This window comes from Micromonospora sp. BL1 (assembly GCF_003667485.1).
Taxonomy (GTDB): Bacteria; Actinomycetota; Actinomycetes; order Mycobacteriales; family Micromonosporaceae; genus Micromonospora; species Micromonospora tulbaghiae.
In genome coordinates, this window is record NZ_RCVK01000253.1 from 1 (window position 1) to 14,889 (window position 14,889).

The window sequence follows — 14,889 nt, forward strand, 5'->3', positions numbered from 1 at the left end:
TGTATAGGAGACGGGGGTTAGGGGGTGGGGGTGCCTGTGTAGAACGCGGTTACTCGGGTGCCTGCGGTTTGTGCCTGCTCGGTGGGGGTGCCGGCCTCGATGCTTGCTGCCGTCCAACTGTTGCTGGACTCGGTGACGAAGCGCAGGCCCTCGGGTGAGGCCATCCAGTCGGCCGCGGCGGCCGGGTCGACGCCCGTGCCGTCGGCGGCGAAGTGGGAGGCCAGGCCGACCAGCGCCAGGTCCCAGCCGATGCCGACCGCGCCCGGACCGTACTCGGCCCACCGCTGGTCGTCGACGTGCGCGACGTGTTCCAGCTCGAAGCGGGTACGCCCCGGTCCCGCCTCGCGCAACCGCACCTCGATCCAGCTCACCTCGCCGCCGAACTCCCAGGTTGCGGCGAAGCCGTGCGGCGGGTCGCAGCGTTCGACGGTGCCGCCGGCGTTGCCCTCCAGCTGGTAGCGGCCGCCGAGGCTCAGGTCACCGGAGACCGGCAGGAACCAGCGGGGTATGCGTTCCGGGTTCGTGCAGGCGTCGAAGACGTCGGCGACCGGCGCGTCGTACGTCTGGGCGATGGTGAGCACCCGCGCCTGCCCGGCGGGGAGCGTACGGGCGCCGATGTGGCGCTCGACGGCGCTGATCTGTCCGGTCACGTCGATCATGGGTCGGTCCTCTCGTCGTCGGTGGTGTCCTCGCGCAGCCGTCGTTCGCGGCGGCCCCGGGCCAGCTCGGTGGCGAGCGCCGCCAGTGGCGGCGTCCAGAAGCGGCGGAACCCGTCCAGCCATGCGTCGATCTCGCGCAGCGGGCCGGGGTCCACGGCGTAGAGCCGGCGGGTGCCGTCGGCGCGCACAGTGGCGAAGCCGTGCTCGCGCAGCACCTTGAGGTGCTGCGAGACGGCGGGCTGGCTGATGCCGAACTCGCGCCGTACGGTCTCGCCGAGCGCGCCGGCGGGTTGCTCGCCGTGGGCGAGCAGTTCCAGGATCCGGCGGCGGACCGGGTCGCCGAGGACGTCGAAGGCGTGCACGACCCATATATATCAGGCGACGCTTATATAAGCGAGGAATAACGCTGACACGACGCGGGGCGCCCGTCGCACCCGGGCGCCCCGCGTACCCCCGTGGTCAGCCGCCGAGACGGGCGGCGACGGTACGGCGCAGCTCCGGCAGGCGGCCGTGCAGCAGGCCCGGGCACTGCGTGTCGTTGAAGTCCTTGTGCCCGTAGATCTCGGTGGGCGCGATGCCGTACTGCTGGCAGGTGAACGCGCAGAACGTGACCAGGCTGTTCCACAGCGCCTGCGGCGGCTGCACGTCCACGTAGATGCCGTCGTTCTCGATGCCGATGGCCTGGCTGTTCTGCCCGACGCAGTGCGCGCCCTGCACCATGGTCTGGCCGTGCAGCAGCGCGTAGAGGCTGCCGTGCCGGCCCTCGGTCAGGTAGCCGCCCCGGCTGTTGGTGAAGTGCTGCCCGGAGTCGAGCCAGCCGTTGCTGTCCATGTGCAGGTTCTGGATGTCGCGGGAGTTGCGGTACGCCTGGGCGAGGCTGTAGTCGGTGGTGTTCGGGAACGCCGTGTGGTGGACGATGATTTTGTTGGGCCGGCTGGCCACCACGCTCACCGGCGACGAGGGCGGGCGGGCGCCCCAGGTCGCGCAGTTGGCGATGGTCGGCTGGTCGACCCGGGTGGCGGCGGCCCGCGCGTCGGGGCCGGAGCCGATCTGGGTCAGCGCGCCGACGCCGGCGGCGGCGCCGAGCAGGACCGCGCCGCGCAGCACGGTCCGCCGGGGGACGGGAAGGGACATCGCAACCTCCTCGCGGAAGGGGGGCGTCGGATCGGCCGGTACGCCGGGCGTGGCGGGACCGGCACCGCCCGCCACGCCCGGGCCGGGGTCAGCAGGGTCCGTTGCAGGCCAGGACGCGCAGCCGGTCGAGCGAGCCGTTCCAGACGTTCTGGTCACCGGGGAAGACCCCGGAGGAGGACCACTGCCAGAACGAGTACGTGCCCCAGCCGGCCGGCAGCGTGCCGACGCTGCTTGCGTACCGGGCGATCCACAGCGGGTTGTTGGCGGCGAACTGCGAGGTGTTGCCGGTGCAGGTGCTCCACCAGTCGGTGGTGGTGTAGATGGTGGCCCACCGGCCGGTGCGGGCGTAGTACTGGTTGACGAACGAGGCGATCCAGCTGCGCATCGACGCCTGGCTCAGTCCGTAGCAGGTCGCGCCGTACGGGTTGTACTCGATGTCCAGCGCGCCGGGCAGCGTCCGCCCGTCCTTCGACCAGCCGCCGCCGTGGTCGACGAAGTAGTTGGCCTGGGTGGCGCCGCTCGTGGTGTCCGGGCGGGCGAAGTGGTACGAGCCGCGGATCATCCCGACGTTGTACGAGCCGTTGTACTGCTGGGCGAAGTACGGGTTGGTGTAGTACGTGCCCTCGGTCGCCTTGACGTACGCGAACCGGGCGCCGTTGGCCCACGCCCCGGACCAGTTCACGTTGCCCTGGTAGCTGGACACGTCCATGCCGGGCAGCCCGGCCGGAGCGGCGCCGGCGGGGGCCGCCCCGAACAGGGTCGCCGCGGCGACGGTGGCGGTGGCGAGCAGCGCGGCTCCGGCCGCGCGCAGCGCCGATCGGATCGAGCTGTGCATCTGTCCTCCCTGGGGGTTGCCGCGCTCCGGCGGCGGGAGTATGACGAAAGGAACTGTCGTCATTAGGTCACAGGGCGGAGAAACTTTTCAAGAGAGTGCATCGAAGAATCTCACTGAACAGGGCGCTCAGCCGAGCTGGGCGAGCGCCTCGGCGGCGGCGCGCTCGCCGGCGGTCACCGCGCCCTCCAGGTAGCCGCTCCAGCGGGTCGCGGTCTCGGTGCCGGCCCAGTGCACCCGGCCCACCGGCGTCCGCAACTCGGGGCCGTACGCACACCACGCGCCGGGCGGCAGGACGCCGCAGAAGCAGCCGCGCGTCCACTCGTCGGCCGACCAGTCGTACTCGACGAGGTCGTCGGGGCGCGCGGCGGCCGGGCCGAAGATCGCGGCGAGCGCCTCGCGCAGCGCGTCCCGGCGCGCGTCGTCCGGCAGCCGGCGCAGCGCCCGGGCCTGCGCCCCGTAACTGAACGCGGTGAGCACCCCGCCCGGCGCGTCCGGCAACGAGTTGTCCACCGTCTCGGTGAGCGGCCCAGTGTCGGTGCTGGACACGCCGGAACGGCCGTCGGCGCGCCAGAACGGCTCCGGGTAGAGCGCGTGCACCTTCAGCGCCTCACCCATCGGCATCCGCTGGGTCAGCCCGTCGCGCAGCGGCGGCAGCGGCGGGTCGTACCGGATGCGCCCGGCCAGCGCCGGCGCCAGCGCGACCACCACCGCGTCGCCGCGGTACGTCTCGCCGCCGGCGCGCACCCGCACGCCGTCGCCGTCCTGCGCGACGCCGTCCACCGGCGCGCGCAGGCACAGGCTCCCCGGCGGCAGCGCGGCGGCCATCCGCTCGGCCAGCACGGCCGGGCCGCCGACCAGCCGGTCCTGCTGGGCGCCACCGGCCATGCCGAGCAGCGACCGGGTGCCGCCGCCGCTGCGCAGGTAGAACAGCATGTGCAGCAGCGAGACCTCCTCCGGTGAGGCGGCCAGCAGCCCACCGGCGAGCAGCCGGCCCGCGTACCGGGCGGTGACCGGGTCGGCCGCGCTCGCGTCGAGCCAGCCGCCCAGCGTGATCCGGTCCCACCGGACGGCGTCGTCCGCCCGCCACGGCGCGGCCGGGTCGAGCCCGGCCGCCATCTCGTCGAGCGTCCCGAGCAGCCCGGACAGCCCGGGCGGTTCGCCGGTGGCCGGGCGCCCGCCGAGCAGCAGCGTCGGCGCACCGTGCGCGGGGGAGGGAAACGTGGTCAGGCCGTACGCGGCGACGAGCGCGTACATCCGGTCCTGGGTCGGGCCGATCCACTGCGCGCCCAGATCCAGCCAGCCGCCGCCGGGCAGCGGGCGGCTCAGTGTCCGGCCGCCCACACGGTCCCGCGCCTCCAGCACCCGCACCTGCGCGCCCGCCGCGTCCAGCGCGAGCGCGCAGGCCAGGCCGGAGAACCCGGCGCCCACGACGACGACCCGGTGGCGGCGCACGCGTCGGCGTACCCCGCTCCCGGCCGGATTCACCCGGCCCGGCGTGTCGAAACGGGCGCCCGCCGTTCGTGTGGAGGGTGAAGGGACGGCGCGGGGCCGTCCGGCGGTGACGAGGAGAAGCCGATGAAGCAGTACCTGATCAGCATGTACCAGCCGGCCGGCCAGGGTCGTCCGGACCCGGAGTTCCTGGCCGGGGTGATGCGCGAGGTCGAGGCCATCGGCCGGGACCTGCGGGAGGCGGGGTGCTGGGTGTTCGGCAACGGCCTGCACGACCCGCAGACCGCCACCGTGCTGCGCCCGGCCGGCGACGAGGTGCTGGTCACCGACGGGCCGTTCGCCGAGGGCAAGGAGTACCTGGGTGGCGTCACAGTCATCCGGGCGCCGGACCTGGACGCCGCGCTGGACTGGGGCCGCCGCTACGCCCTGGCCACCACGCTGCCGATCGAGGTCCGCCCGTTCCAGGGCGAGGGATGACCGACGTCGAACGCGTCTTCCGGGCCGAGTACGGCCGCGCGGTAGCCGTCCTGGTCCGTCTCCTCGGCGACATCGACCTCGCCGAGGAGGCGGTCCAGGAGGCGTTCGCGATCGCCGTGACGCGCTGGGCCGCCGACGGACCGCCGCCCAGTCCGGCCGGCTGGGTCATCACCACCGCCCGGAACCGGGCGATCGACAGGTTGCGGCGGGAGGCGACCCGGGAGGCGCGGCACGCCGAGGCCGCCCTGCTGCACGCCGCCGACCCGCCCGCCGAGGAGGGGCCCGTGCCCGACGACCGCCTGCGCCTGATCTTCACCTGCTGCCACCCGGCGCTCGCCGCTCCCGCCCGGGTGGCGTTGACGCTGCGCCTGCTCGGCGGCCTGAGCACCGCCGAGATCGCGCGGGCCTTCCTGGTGCCGGAGACGACCATGGCCCAGCGCCTGGTCCGGGCCAAGGCGAAGATCCGCGACGCCGGTATCCCGTACCGGGTGCCGCGCGACGCGGACCTGCCGGACCGGCTGCGCGGGGTGCTCGCCGTGGTGTACCTGATCTTCAACGAGGGGCACACCGCGAGCGCGGGGGAGCGGCTGGGCCGCGCCGAGCTGGGCGCCGAGGCGATCCGGCTGGGCCGGCTGCTGGTGACGTTGATGCCGGACGAGCCGGAGGCGCTCGGCCTGCTCGCGCTGATGCTGCTCACCGAGGCGCGCCGCGCCGCCCGGACCGGCCCGGACGGGGTGCCGGTGTCGCTGTCCGAGCAGGACCGCGGCCGGTGGGACCGGGAGCTGATCGCCGAGGGGCAGGACCTGGTCCGCCGGTGCCTGCGGCGGGGCCGGCCCGGCCCGTACCAGATCCAGGCCGCGATCGGCGCGGTGCACGCGGACGCGCCCACCGCCGCGGCCACCGACTGGGCCCAGATCCTCGCGCTCTACGACCAGCTGACGGCCGTCGCACCCGGGCCGGTGGTGGCGCTGAACCGGGCCGTCGCGCTGGCCGAGGTACGCGGACCGGCGGCCGGGCTGGCCGCTGTGGACGGTCTGGACCTGGGCGGCTACCACGTGTGGCACGCGATCCGGGCCGACCTGCTGCGGCGCCTGGACCGCCCGGCGCAGGCCCGGGCGGCGTACGACGCGGCGATCGCCGGTACGGGCAACGCGGCGGAGCAGACGTTCCTGCGCCGCGCCCGCGACCGCATGCCGAGATGATCACACAGACAGTGCACGTTGGAGGCCGGCAACCCCGGCAGATGAACCGTGATCGTCGAGGCATTGACGCGGCGGCAGAGAAAAGTACACTCCCGGTGTAATTAGTTTTCCCGCTCCGTCGACCGGCACGAGGTGACGATGAGCCCACCGGCCACAGCCGCCGACGGCCTGGCACTGCACCACGTCGGCGTACGTTTCGGCGGCCTGGTCGCCCTCGACGACGTCTCGCTGCGGGTGCCGCCCGGCCGGGTCGTCGGCGTGATCGGGCCCAACGGCGCCGGCAAGACCACCCTGTTCAACGTGGTCTGCGGCTTCGTCCGGCCGACCGAGGGTTCGCTCACCCTGGACGGCCGGCCGTTCCGGCCCAGCCCGCACGCCCTCACCCGGCTCGGCATCGCCCGCACGCTCCAGGGCGTCGGGCTGTTCGCCGGGCTCACCGTGCTGGAGAACGTGGTCGCCGGCGCGAGCCACACCGCCCGCGCGGGCTTCGCCTCCGCGCTGTTCGGCCTGCCCCGCAGCGACAACGACGAGCGGCGGCTACGCGCGGCGGCGCTCGACCTGCTCGCCGAGCTGGGCATCGGGAAGTACGCCGACGCGGCGCCGGCCACCCTGCCGTACCCGGTCCGCAAGCGGGTCGCGCTGGCCCGCGCGCTGATCGCCCGTCCCCGGCTGCTGCTGCTCGACGAGCCGGCCGGCGGTCTCGGCGCCGACGACGTGGCCGAGCTGGCCGACCTGGTCCGCGCGCTGCCCGAACGCGACGACGGCTGTGCCGTGCTGCTCGTCGAGCACCACATGGACCTGGTCATGTCCGTCTGCCACGAACTGGTGGTGCTCGACTTCGGCAAGGTGATCGCGGCCGGCCCGCCGGAACGCATCCGCGACGACCCCCGGGTCACCGAGGCGTACCTGGGCGCCGACGTGCCGGCCGAGGGGAGCACGCTGTGACCGCCGTGCTGGAGGTCGAGTCGCTCAGCAGCGGCTACGGCCCGGTGCCGGTGCTGCGCGACGTCGCGTTCACCGTCCCGGCCGGCACCGTCACCGCCGTGCTCGGCGCCAACGGCGCGGGAAAGACCACGCTGCTGCGTACCCTCTCGGGCCTGCTCCGGCCCACCGGCGGCCGGATCCGGTACGCGGGGGAGGACCTGCGCGGCGTCCGGGTGGAACACCTGGTCCGGCGCGGCCTCGCGCACGTGCCGGAGGGACGCGGCGTGGTGACCGAGCTGACGGTGGCGGAGAACCTGCGCCTGGGCGGGCTGTGGCGGCGCGACCGGGCCGACGCGAAGCGCGCGCAGGACGAGGTGTACGAGCTGTTCCCCGCGCTGGCCCGCCGACGCGACCACGCCGGACACCAGCTCTCCGGCGGGGAACGCCAGATGCTCGCGATCGGCCGGGCGCTGATCGCCCGGCCCCGGCTGCTGCTGCTCGACGAGCCGTCGCTCGGGCTGGCCCCCAAGGTGGCCGCGCAGATCATGGCGCTGCTGCGGCGGCTGCGCGACGAACGAGGGCTCACCGTGCTGCTCGTCGAGCAGAACGTGCGCACCGCGCTGTCCGTCGCCGACCAGGGCATCGTCATGTCGCTCGGGCAGGTCGTGACGGCCGCGCCGGCCGCCCGGCTGCGCGACGACGACCAGCTCCGGCACGCGTACCTCGGATTCTAGGAAGGGGTCGCCGATGGAGCGGTTCTGGTTCCTCACCTTCGACGGGCTCGCCGCCGGGGCGGTGTACGCGGCGTTCGCGCTCGCGCTGGTGCTCATCTGGCGGGCCGCCCGGGTGGTCAACTTCGCCCAGGGCGCGATGGCCGTGGCCACCGCCTACGTCGGGTACGCGGTCGTCTCCGCCACCGGCTCGTACTGGCTGGGCCTGGCCGCCGCGATCCTGTCCGGACTGGCCCTGGGCGCGCTGGTGGAGCGGGTGCTGATGCGGTTCGCCGGCCCCGGCGGGCCGCTCAACCAGGTGATCGTCGCGCTCGGCCTGGTGCTCGTCATCCAGGCGGTGCTCGGCATGGTCTTCGGCAACGACTACCGGCCCGCCCCGGCACCGTTCGACACCGACGCGCTCACCATCGCCGGGGTGGCCGCGCTGTCCCCGTACGACCTGTGGGTGCTCGGCTCGGCGCTCACAGTGGTGGCGCTGCTCGCGCTGCTGTTCACCCGTACCCCGGTCGGCCTGCGGATGCGGGCCGCCGCGTTCGCCCCCGAGGTGTCCCGGCTGCTCGGCGTCAGCGTCGGCCGGATGCTCACGCTGGGCTGGGCGCTCGCCGCCGGGGTCGGTGCGCTGGCCGGGATGCTGGTCGTCCCCACCGGACTCGGCCTGCACTCGCACGCCATGGACCTGGTCTTCGTGGTCGCGTTCACCGCCGCCGTGGTCGGCGGCCTGGACAGCCCGGTCGGCGCCGTCGTCGGCGGCCTGCTGGTCGGGCTGATCCTGTCCTACGTCACCGGCTACCTGGGACCGGACACCACCCCGCTGGCCGTCCTGGTGCTGCTGCTGGCCGTCCTGCTGGTCCGCCCCGGCGGGCTCTTCTCCGCGGCGAGAGCGAGGCACGTGTGACGAGCACCCCCACCGAGGTCGCCCCCGCCGCACCGTCGGCGCTGCGGCGGCTGCTCCCCGGCGCACCGGCCGGACGCGAGGCCCGCGGCTCCACACTGCTGCGTCACCTGGCGGTGGCCGTGTTCTTCGGCACGCTCGTCGTGCTGGTCACCAACCAGCTCGCGCCGTACCAGAACCTCCAGGTGGCGCGCGTCTGCGCGTTCCTCTGCGTCACCGCCGGGCACACCGTGCTGGTCGGGCTCAACGGCCAGCTCTCCCTCGGGCACGGCGCGCTGATGGCCACCGGCGCCTACACGATGGCCCTGACCCAGCAGGCCCTCGACGAGCGGGCGCTACGCGGCTGGTGGACGCTGCCCGCGTCGCTGCTCGCCGCCGTAGCGGTGACCGCGCTCGGCGGGCTCGTGGTCGGGCTGGCGGCGGCCCGGCTGCGCGGGCCCTATCTGGCCGGCGTGACACTGGCCGTGGCGACGCTCGTCCCGGCGGTCACCACGATCTTCACCGGCGTGTTCAACGGCGAGCAGGGACTGCCGTTCCCGGCGCAGACGCCACCGGCGACGCTCGGCGCCTACTTCCAGCCGGAACGCTGGCTGGCCTGGATCGCGCTGGCCGCCGCGCTGCTCACCATGCTGCTGCTGGCCAACCTGGTGCGCAGCCGCTTCGGCCGGTCCCTGCGGGCGGTCCGCGACGACGAGGTCGCGGCCCGGCTCGCCGGCATCCCGGTGGCCCGCACGCAGGTGCTCGCGTTCGTGGTCAGCGCCGCCTGCGCCGGCCTGGGCGGCGGCGTGTACGCCATGCTCACCGCCACCGTCGCGCCCGGCAAGTTCCCGCTGGACCTGTCGCTGTTCCTGCTCATGGCGATCGTGATCGGCGGCCTGGGCAGCCTGGCCGGCGCGGTCTGGGGAGCGGTGCTGCTGGTGGCGCTCCAGGACCTGCCCGGCCTGCTCACCGAACACCTCGACCTCTCCGCCGGGCTGGCCCAGCGGCTGGAGGGCAACCTCGCGCTCGCCGTGTTCGGCCTGATCCTCATCGTCGTCATGCTCGCCGCCCCGGGCGGCCTCCAGGGCGGCGTGCGCGCCGTCGGCGCCCGGCTGCGCGCGGCCGTCCGCAGCCGGCGCGCGCCCCTCCGGTCGCCGGACCGCTGACCCCACCGGTTCCACCCACCGTTCGCACCGTCGCACCGGATTGGAGAACCATGCGCCCCACCACCCGCCGCGTTCTCGCGGCCGCCGCCGGCCTGGCCCTGCTGGCCGCGTTGCCCGCCTGCGCCGACGACGAGAAGCAAGCCGCCGAGAACGTCCCCGGCGTCAGCGACTCCGAGGTCGTCATCGGCACCCACCAACCGCTCACCGGACCGGCCGCGCCCGGCTACTCGAAGATCTCCGCCGCCACGAAGGCGTACTTCGAGCACGTCAACAGCAAGGGCGGGGTGCACGGCCGGAAGATCGTCTACAAGGTCATGGACGACGGCTACAACCCCGCCAACACCGAGAACGTGGTCCGCAAGCTGGTGCTCGACGACAAGGTCTTCGCGCTGCTCGGCGGCCTGGGCACGCCCACGCACACGAACGTGCTGGAGTTCGTCAAGACGCAGAAGGTGCCGGACCTGTTCGTCGCCTCCGGCAGCCGCAACTGGAACCAGCCGGACAAGTACCCGACCACGTTCGGCTGGCAGCCCGACTACACCGTCGAAGGCAAGATCCTGGCCGGCTACGTCAAGCGGGAGTTCCCCGGCGCGAAGGTCTGCCACTTCGGGCAGAACGACGACTTCGGGCGGGACTCGCTGGCCGGCGTCGAGCAGGTCCTCGGCCCGGTCGCGGCGAAGCAGACGTACACCACCACCAACCAGCAGGTCGGCCCGGCCATCGGCGCGCTGCGCGCGGCCGGCTGCCAGGTGGTCATCTCGGCGACCATCCCCGGCTTCACCGCGCTCGCCATGGGCCAGGCCGCCGGGCAGGGCTTCAAGGCGCAGTGGGTGGTGTCCAACGTGGGCGCCGACTACACCACGCTGTCCGCGCAGCTCGGCGACAAGAAGGTGATCCTCGAGGGCATGGTGGCCGACAACTACCTGCCGAACGTGAGTGACACCGCGAACCCGTGGATCCAGGAGTTCACCAAGATCCACCAGAAGTACAACGCGGGCAACCCGGTCGACGGCAACGCGATCTACGGCTACTCGATGGCGTACACGTTCGTCCAGGCGATGCTCGCCGCCGGGCCCGACCCCACCCGGGAGAAGCTGGTCGAGGCCGTGCGCAAGGGCGGCTTCCGCGGCCCGGGCCTGGTCCCCTTCCGGTACGCCGACGGCGTGCACGCCGGCTACGGCGGCGTCCGGCTGACCAAGGTGATCAACGGCGCGCAGGAGTACTTCGGTCCCGCGTACACCACCGACGACGGTGACGGCGCGGTCACCGAGTTCACCGAGCCGCCGACGAACCCGCCGGCGGACGCCGTGCCGACGTCCTGACCACGGTGCTGTCGCCGGGTGGCCGGGTGCCGGTCGCCCGGCGGCACGCACGTAGAGTGGCCGCCGGCAGACGAGCAACAGGAGAGCCCGTACCCATGATCGAGCTGGAGACCGACCCGCCGGAGCGGGTGGACGGCCGGGCGGCGCGGGCCGAGCGGACCCGGGCCGCGATCGTGGAGGCGCACCTCGCCCTGATCGACTCCGGTGACCTGCGGCCCACCGGGGAACGGATCGCCGAGCGGGCCGGGGTGTCGCTGCGTACGCTCTGGACCAACTTCAAGGACATGGAGACGCTGTTCGCCGCGACCGGGCGGCGGGTCGGCGAGCGACAGGCCGCGCTCTGGCGGCCGGTGCCGCCGGAGCTGCCGCTGACCGCCCGGATCGCCGCGTTCTGCGACCAGCGCGCCCGGCTGCTGGAGGTGCTGGCGCCCTCGGCCCGCGCGTCGGCGCTGCGGGAGCCGTTCTCCCCGCAGCTGCGCCGTAACCGGGAGGCGGCGGTCGCCCGGGTCCGGCAGGAGATCGAGGCGGTGTTCGCCCCGGAGCTGGCGCAGGCCGGGCCGGGCCGGGAACAGTTGCTCGACGCGCTCACGGTGGCCGGCACCTGGTCGGCCTGGTCGATGATGCGCGACTCGATGGGGCTCGACGTCGACGCCGCCCGCGCCGTGATGGCCCGCACGCTCGGCGCGCTGCTGGTCGACGCGATCGCCGCCGGCCTGCGCTGACGGCCCCGGCGCCGGTCCTCCGACTGTCGCCTCGGGCCTCGCCGGGCCGCGCCCCGGGTGCGCTCAGTCCTCGCGCAGGCGGCGCAGGATCCGGGCCAGTTCGGCCCGGTCGTCGGGGCCGAGCGCGCCGAAGAACCGTTCCGCCTCGGTGGCCCGCGCCTGCCGGATGGCGGTGCCCACCCGCTCGCCCTCGGCGGTGGGGGCGACAAGCGTGGCCCGCCGGTCGCCCGGGTCGGGCCGGCGCTCGACGAGGCCACGTTCCTGCAACCCGTCGACCACCTCGGTGGCCGAGCGCGGCGCGATGCGCAGGTGCTCGGCGAGCGCGCCGGGCCGCAGCGCGCCGTGACGCATCAGCACGCCGAGCGCCCGCGCCTGCCCGGGGCTGATCTCCCACGGCTCCAGCGCGCGTTTGGTCTGGTGCCGCAGTCGGCGGGTCACCGCCCAGAACGTCTCGGCCAGGCTCTCGTCGCTGCCGCTCACGGGGAATACGGTAGCAGGCTTTCGTGTTGTTCCCTCATGTTGAGGTAACCTCAGCATGTTTCCCCCGAGACACGAGGAGCACCATTGGACCGCATCCCCGACGGCCGCCGTGACGGCCGGACCGTTTCCCCCGCCGAGAAGGCCCAGGCCCGTGAGGTGTCCCTGCGCCGGATCGGCGGCCTGTTCACCGCCCACCGGGGCCCGCTCGCCACCGTCGTGGCGATCATCGTGGCGTCCTCGATCATCGCGATGGCCACACCGTTCCTGCTGCGTGCCGTGATCGACCGGGCCCTGCCCGAGCGTGACCTGACGCTGCTTGCCTGGCTGGTCGCGGGCATGGTCGCGGTGGCCGCGGTCACCGCCGTGCTCGGCGTCGCGCAGACCTGGATCTCCACCCGCGTCGGCCAGGAGGTGATGCACCGGCTGCGTGCCGACGTCTTCGCCCACCTCCAGCGGCAGTCGATCGGCTTCTTCGTGCGCACCCGCACCGGCGAGGTGCAGTCGCGCATCACCAACGACATCGGCGGCATGCAGGCGGTGGTCACCTCCACCGCCACCTCGATCGCCGCCAACCTCACCACTGTGGTCGCCACCACCATCGCCATGCTGGCGCTGAGCTGGCGCCTCACGCTCGTCTCGGCGGTCGTGCTGCCGCCCGCGCTCTGGCTCACCCGCCGGGTCGCCCGGCTGCGCCGGGAGATCACCGCCCAGCGGCAGCGCGAACTGGCCGACCTCACCGTGACCATCGAGGAGGGGCTGTCGGTCAGCGGCGTACGGCTGGCCAAGACGCTCGGCACCGGCCCGGCCCTGGTCGACCGGTTCACCGCCTCCTCGGCCCGCCTGGTCGACCTGGAACTGCGCTCGGAGCTGGCCGGACGCTGGCGGATGGCCGCCATGAGCATCGTCTTCGCCGCCATCCCCGCGGTGATCTACCTGGGCGCCGGCCTGCCCGGCACCGCCGGCACGCTCACCATCGGCACGCTCGTCGCGTTCACCGCCCTGCAGGGCAACCTGTTCCGGCCGCTGATGGGCCTGCTCAACGTCGGCGTCACGCTCACCGCGTCGCTGGCGCTGTTCGCCCGCATATTCGAATACCTCGACCTGCCCGTCGAGGTCGCCGAGCCGGCCCGCCCGGTACCGCTGGACCCGGCCACCGCCCGCGGCCACCTGCGTATCGAGGACGTCACCTTCAGCTACCCGGGCAGCGACACCGCCGCCCTCGCGGGCGTCAGCCTGGACGTCCCGGCCGGCACCAGCCTCGCCCTGGTGGGGGAGACCGGCTCCGGCAAGAGCACGCTCGCCGCGCTGATCAGCCGGCTGCACGACCCGGACGCCGGCCGCATCACCATCGACGGGATCGACCTGCGCGACCTGCGCCCGGCCGACCTGGCCGCCGTCGTGGGCGTGGTCAGCCAGGAGACGTACCTGCTGCACGGCACCGTGCGGGACAACCTCCGGTACGCGCGCCCGGACGCCACCGACGCCGACATCGAGGCCGCCGCCCGCGCCGCCCGCATCCACGACCTCGTCGCCGCGCTGCCCGACGGGTACGACACCATGGTCGGCTCGCGCGGCCACCGGTTCTCCGGCGGCGAGCAGCAGCGCCTGGCGATCGCCCGGACCCTGCTGCGCGACCCGCGGATCCTGGTGCTGGACGAGGCGACGAGCGCGCTGGACACCGAGACCGAGCGCGCGGTCCAGCGGGCGCTGGACGAGCTGGCCCGGGGCCGCACCGTGGTGACCATCGCGCACCGGCTCTCCACCGTCCGCGACGCCGACCGCATCGCGGTGCTCGACCACGGCCGGATCGTCGAGTCCGGCACCCACGACGCGTTGCTGGACCGGCGCGGCCGGTACGCCGCCCTGGTCGGCTGATCGTAGGAAAGTTTTGGCCGGGCATTCATCCGTGTAGCTATTTACCCAACGTCTGCGCGGCCCATAGCATCGACCCGGATCACTCGATGCGAGGAGGGGAACGATGTCGCTGATGACCACCGCCGCCCGGTGGCGCGTGCCGGCGCTGCTCACGACCGCTGTCGTCGCCGGGGCGATGCTCGGCGTGCAGCCCGCGCAGGCCGCCCGGCCGGGCTTCCGGATGCCGTTCCTGTGCGGCCAGACCTGGCAGGGCAACAACTGGAACGGGCACAGCCCCGCCCACGCCATCGACTGGAACCACTACGACGCCAACGGCAGCCCCGACGACCTCAACCGCCGGACCGTCGCCAGCGCCGCCGGGACCGTCCTGGAGTCGTACTACTCCACCACCTCCGGCTACGGGAACACCATCGTCATCGGGCACGGCGACGGCTGGCGCACCCGGTACGCCCACCTGAACTCGCGCGCGGTGGCCAAGGGCGACACGGTGAAGCGCGGCGACGTCATCGGCCGGGTCGGCGCGACGTCGGCGAAGTACGACCTCAGCCCGCACCTGCACTACGAGCAGATCCACGACGGCAGCGTCGTGGTGGCGGTCGTCCAGGGCGTGACCTGGTCCGACGGGCTCAAGCGCAACCAGACCAGCACCAACGGCTGCTGACCCTCGGGGCGCCCGCCGACCGGAATGAAAACCCGATCTGCAAGACGTGATTTACAGAGCGCCAATGGGTAGAGTGGCGCGGTGCGCAGCGGAGTTCAGGGTCAGGTCCCGGTGCTGAACGTCGGTGACACCGACGCGGCCGGCCGGTTCTACGCGCTGTTCGGTTACACCGGACAGCCCGGCGAGGACGGCCGGTCGCGCCTGCGCTGCGGCGACCTGACCCTGCTGATCGTCGAGGGCGCCCCGGCCCCGGCCACGCTGTACCTCCACGTCGACGACGTCGCCGCGACCACCGAACGCCTCGTCGCGGCGGGCCACCGGGTCGAGAACGCTCCCGGCGGCGAGTGCCGCACCGTCGACCCCGACGGCAACACGATCCTC

Annotated in this window: 17 protein-coding genes; 11 read left to right on the forward strand and 6 right to left on the reverse strand. The window is 73.8% G+C overall.

The genetic code is table 11. From position 1 onward, the window contains the following. Nucleotides 1-17: 17 nt before the first annotated feature. The 5 genes from EAD96_RS17295 to EAD96_RS17315 all read right to left on the reverse strand — a co-directional run bounded on the left by EAD96_RS17295 (nucleotide 18) and on the right by EAD96_RS17315 (nucleotide 4,245). On the reverse strand, nucleotides 18-659 hold the full coding sequence (locus EAD96_RS17295) for an SRPBCC family protein (RefSeq protein ID WP_121685052.1): 642 nt from the start codon (nucleotides 657-659) through the stop codon (nucleotides 18-20). Beyond that, nucleotides 656-1,021: a helix-turn-helix transcriptional regulator gene (locus EAD96_RS17300; RefSeq protein WP_120569558.1), complete on the reverse strand. Its 366-nt coding sequence runs from the start codon at nucleotides 1,019-1,021 to the stop codon at nucleotides 656-658. The genes EAD96_RS17295 and EAD96_RS17300 overlap by 4 nt, the downstream gene beginning before the upstream one ends. 97 nt (nucleotides 1,022-1,118) lie before the next feature. Beyond that, nucleotides 1,119-1,793 carry a peptidoglycan recognition family protein gene (locus EAD96_RS17305; RefSeq protein ID WP_121685053.1) on the reverse strand — a complete coding sequence of 225 codons (675 nt, stop codon included), beginning with the start codon at nucleotides 1,791-1,793 and terminating at the stop codon, nucleotides 1,119-1,121. Between the two features lie 88 nt (nucleotides 1,794-1,881). Beyond that, nucleotides 1,882-2,628, reverse strand: a complete 747-nt coding sequence (locus EAD96_RS17310; RefSeq protein WP_121685054.1) for a lysozyme — start codon at nucleotides 2,626-2,628, stop codon at nucleotides 1,882-1,884. 126 nt (nucleotides 2,629-2,754) lie between these two features. Next, entirely contained in the window at nucleotides 2,755-4,245 is a 1,491-nt protein-coding gene (locus tag EAD96_RS17315; RefSeq protein ID WP_233585913.1) for an NAD(P)/FAD-dependent oxidoreductase, read from the reverse strand. Between EAD96_RS17315 and EAD96_RS17320 the strand changes: the two genes are divergently transcribed. The 8 genes from EAD96_RS17320 to EAD96_RS17355 all read left to right on the forward strand — a co-directional run bounded on the left by EAD96_RS17320 (nucleotide 4,204) and on the right by EAD96_RS17355 (nucleotide 11,492). Next, complete coding sequence (locus EAD96_RS17320) at nucleotides 4,204-4,554, forward strand: YciI family protein (RefSeq protein ID WP_071094667.1); 351 nt, start codon at nucleotides 4,204-4,206, stop codon at nucleotides 4,552-4,554. The genes EAD96_RS17315 and EAD96_RS17320 overlap by 42 nt on opposite strands. Further along, a complete protein-coding gene (locus tag EAD96_RS17325; protein WP_121685055.1) occupies nucleotides 4,551-5,756 on the forward strand; it encodes an RNA polymerase sigma factor in 1,206 nt (401 codons plus the stop codon). Before EAD96_RS17320 ends, EAD96_RS17325 begins: the two co-directional genes overlap by 4 nt. A 138-nt stretch (nucleotides 5,757-5,894) precedes the next feature. Continuing rightward, nucleotides 5,895-6,701 (forward strand): ABC transporter ATP-binding protein, encoded by an 807-nt coding sequence (locus EAD96_RS17330; protein WP_121685062.1) that lies wholly within the window; start codon nucleotides 5,895-5,897, stop codon nucleotides 6,699-6,701. Next, nucleotides 6,698-7,414, forward strand: a complete 717-nt coding sequence (locus tag EAD96_RS17335) for an ABC transporter ATP-binding protein (protein WP_121685056.1) — start codon at nucleotides 6,698-6,700, stop codon at nucleotides 7,412-7,414. The genes EAD96_RS17330 and EAD96_RS17335 overlap by 4 nt, the downstream gene beginning before the upstream one ends. Nucleotides 7,415-7,427: 13 nt before the next feature. Further along, nucleotides 7,428-8,306 carry a branched-chain amino acid ABC transporter permease gene (locus EAD96_RS17340; protein ID WP_071094675.1) on the forward strand — a complete coding sequence of 293 codons (879 nt, stop codon included), beginning with the start codon at nucleotides 7,428-7,430 and terminating at the stop codon, nucleotides 8,304-8,306. Beyond that, nucleotides 8,303-9,448 (forward strand): branched-chain amino acid ABC transporter permease, encoded by a 1,146-nt coding sequence (locus EAD96_RS17345; protein WP_121685057.1) that lies wholly within the window; start codon nucleotides 8,303-8,305, stop codon nucleotides 9,446-9,448. Before EAD96_RS17340 ends, EAD96_RS17345 begins: the two co-directional genes overlap by 4 nt. Nucleotides 9,449-9,498: 50 nt before the next feature. Next, a complete protein-coding gene (locus EAD96_RS17350; RefSeq protein WP_121685058.1) occupies nucleotides 9,499-10,770 on the forward strand; it encodes an ABC transporter substrate-binding protein in 1,272 nt (423 codons plus the stop codon). Between the two features lie 95 nt (nucleotides 10,771-10,865). Further along, on the forward strand, nucleotides 10,866-11,492 hold the full coding sequence (locus EAD96_RS17355; RefSeq protein ID WP_071094679.1) for a TetR/AcrR family transcriptional regulator: 627 nt from the start codon (nucleotides 10,866-10,868) through the stop codon (nucleotides 11,490-11,492). Nucleotides 11,493-11,555: 63 nt separating this feature from the next. On the opposite strand, the gene EAD96_RS17360 is transcribed toward EAD96_RS17355, so the two are convergent. Beyond that, complete coding sequence (locus EAD96_RS17360; protein ID WP_121685059.1) at nucleotides 11,556-11,972, reverse strand: MarR family winged helix-turn-helix transcriptional regulator; 417 nt, start codon at nucleotides 11,970-11,972, stop codon at nucleotides 11,556-11,558. 84 nt (nucleotides 11,973-12,056) lie between these two features. Between EAD96_RS17360 and EAD96_RS17365 the strand changes: the two genes are divergently transcribed. The 3 genes from EAD96_RS17365 to EAD96_RS17375 all read left to right on the forward strand — a co-directional run. Beyond that, nucleotides 12,057-13,847 (forward strand): ABC transporter ATP-binding protein, encoded by a 1,791-nt coding sequence (locus EAD96_RS17365; RefSeq protein ID WP_121685060.1) that lies wholly within the window; start codon nucleotides 12,057-12,059, stop codon nucleotides 13,845-13,847. A 103-nt stretch (nucleotides 13,848-13,950) separates the two neighbouring features. Continuing rightward, a complete protein-coding gene (locus EAD96_RS17370; protein WP_091417541.1) occupies nucleotides 13,951-14,508 on the forward strand; it encodes a M23 family metallopeptidase in 558 nt (185 codons plus the stop codon). A gap of 81 nt (nucleotides 14,509-14,589) precedes the next feature. Continuing rightward, nucleotides 14,590-14,889, forward strand: a 300-nt coding sequence (locus tag EAD96_RS17375; RefSeq protein ID WP_305034164.1) for a VOC family protein, incomplete at its 3' end; no start/stop codon positions are given.

Coding starts and splice junctions, on each gene's coding strand:
- EAD96_RS17295 (WP_121685052.1), bottom strand. CDS start 659: ATGATCGACGTGACCGGACAGATCAGCGCCGTCGAGCGCCACATCGGC.
- EAD96_RS17305 (WP_121685053.1), bottom strand. CDS start 1,793: ATGTCCCTTCCCGTCCCCCGGCGGACCGTGCTGCGCGGCGCGGTCCTG.
- EAD96_RS17310 (WP_121685054.1), bottom strand. CDS start 2,628: ATGCACAGCTCGATCCGATCGGCGCTGCGCGCGGCCGGAGCCGCGCTG.
- EAD96_RS17320 (WP_071094667.1), top strand. CDS start 4,204: ATGAAGCAGTACCTGATCAGCATGTACCAGCCGGCCGGCCAGGGTCGT.
- EAD96_RS17325 (WP_121685055.1), top strand. CDS start 4,551: ATGACCGACGTCGAACGCGTCTTCCGGGCCGAGTACGGCCGCGCGGTA.
- EAD96_RS17330 (WP_121685062.1), top strand. CDS start 5,895: ATGAGCCCACCGGCCACAGCCGCCGACGGCCTGGCACTGCACCACGTC.
- EAD96_RS17340 (WP_071094675.1), top strand. CDS start 7,428: ATGGAGCGGTTCTGGTTCCTCACCTTCGACGGGCTCGCCGCCGGGGCG.
- EAD96_RS17350 (WP_121685058.1), top strand. CDS start 9,499: ATGCGCCCCACCACCCGCCGCGTTCTCGCGGCCGCCGCCGGCCTGGCC.
- EAD96_RS17355 (WP_071094679.1), top strand. CDS start 10,866: ATGATCGAGCTGGAGACCGACCCGCCGGAGCGGGTGGACGGCCGGGCG.
- EAD96_RS17370 (WP_091417541.1), top strand. CDS start 13,951: ATGTCGCTGATGACCACCGCCGCCCGGTGGCGCGTGCCGGCGCTGCTC.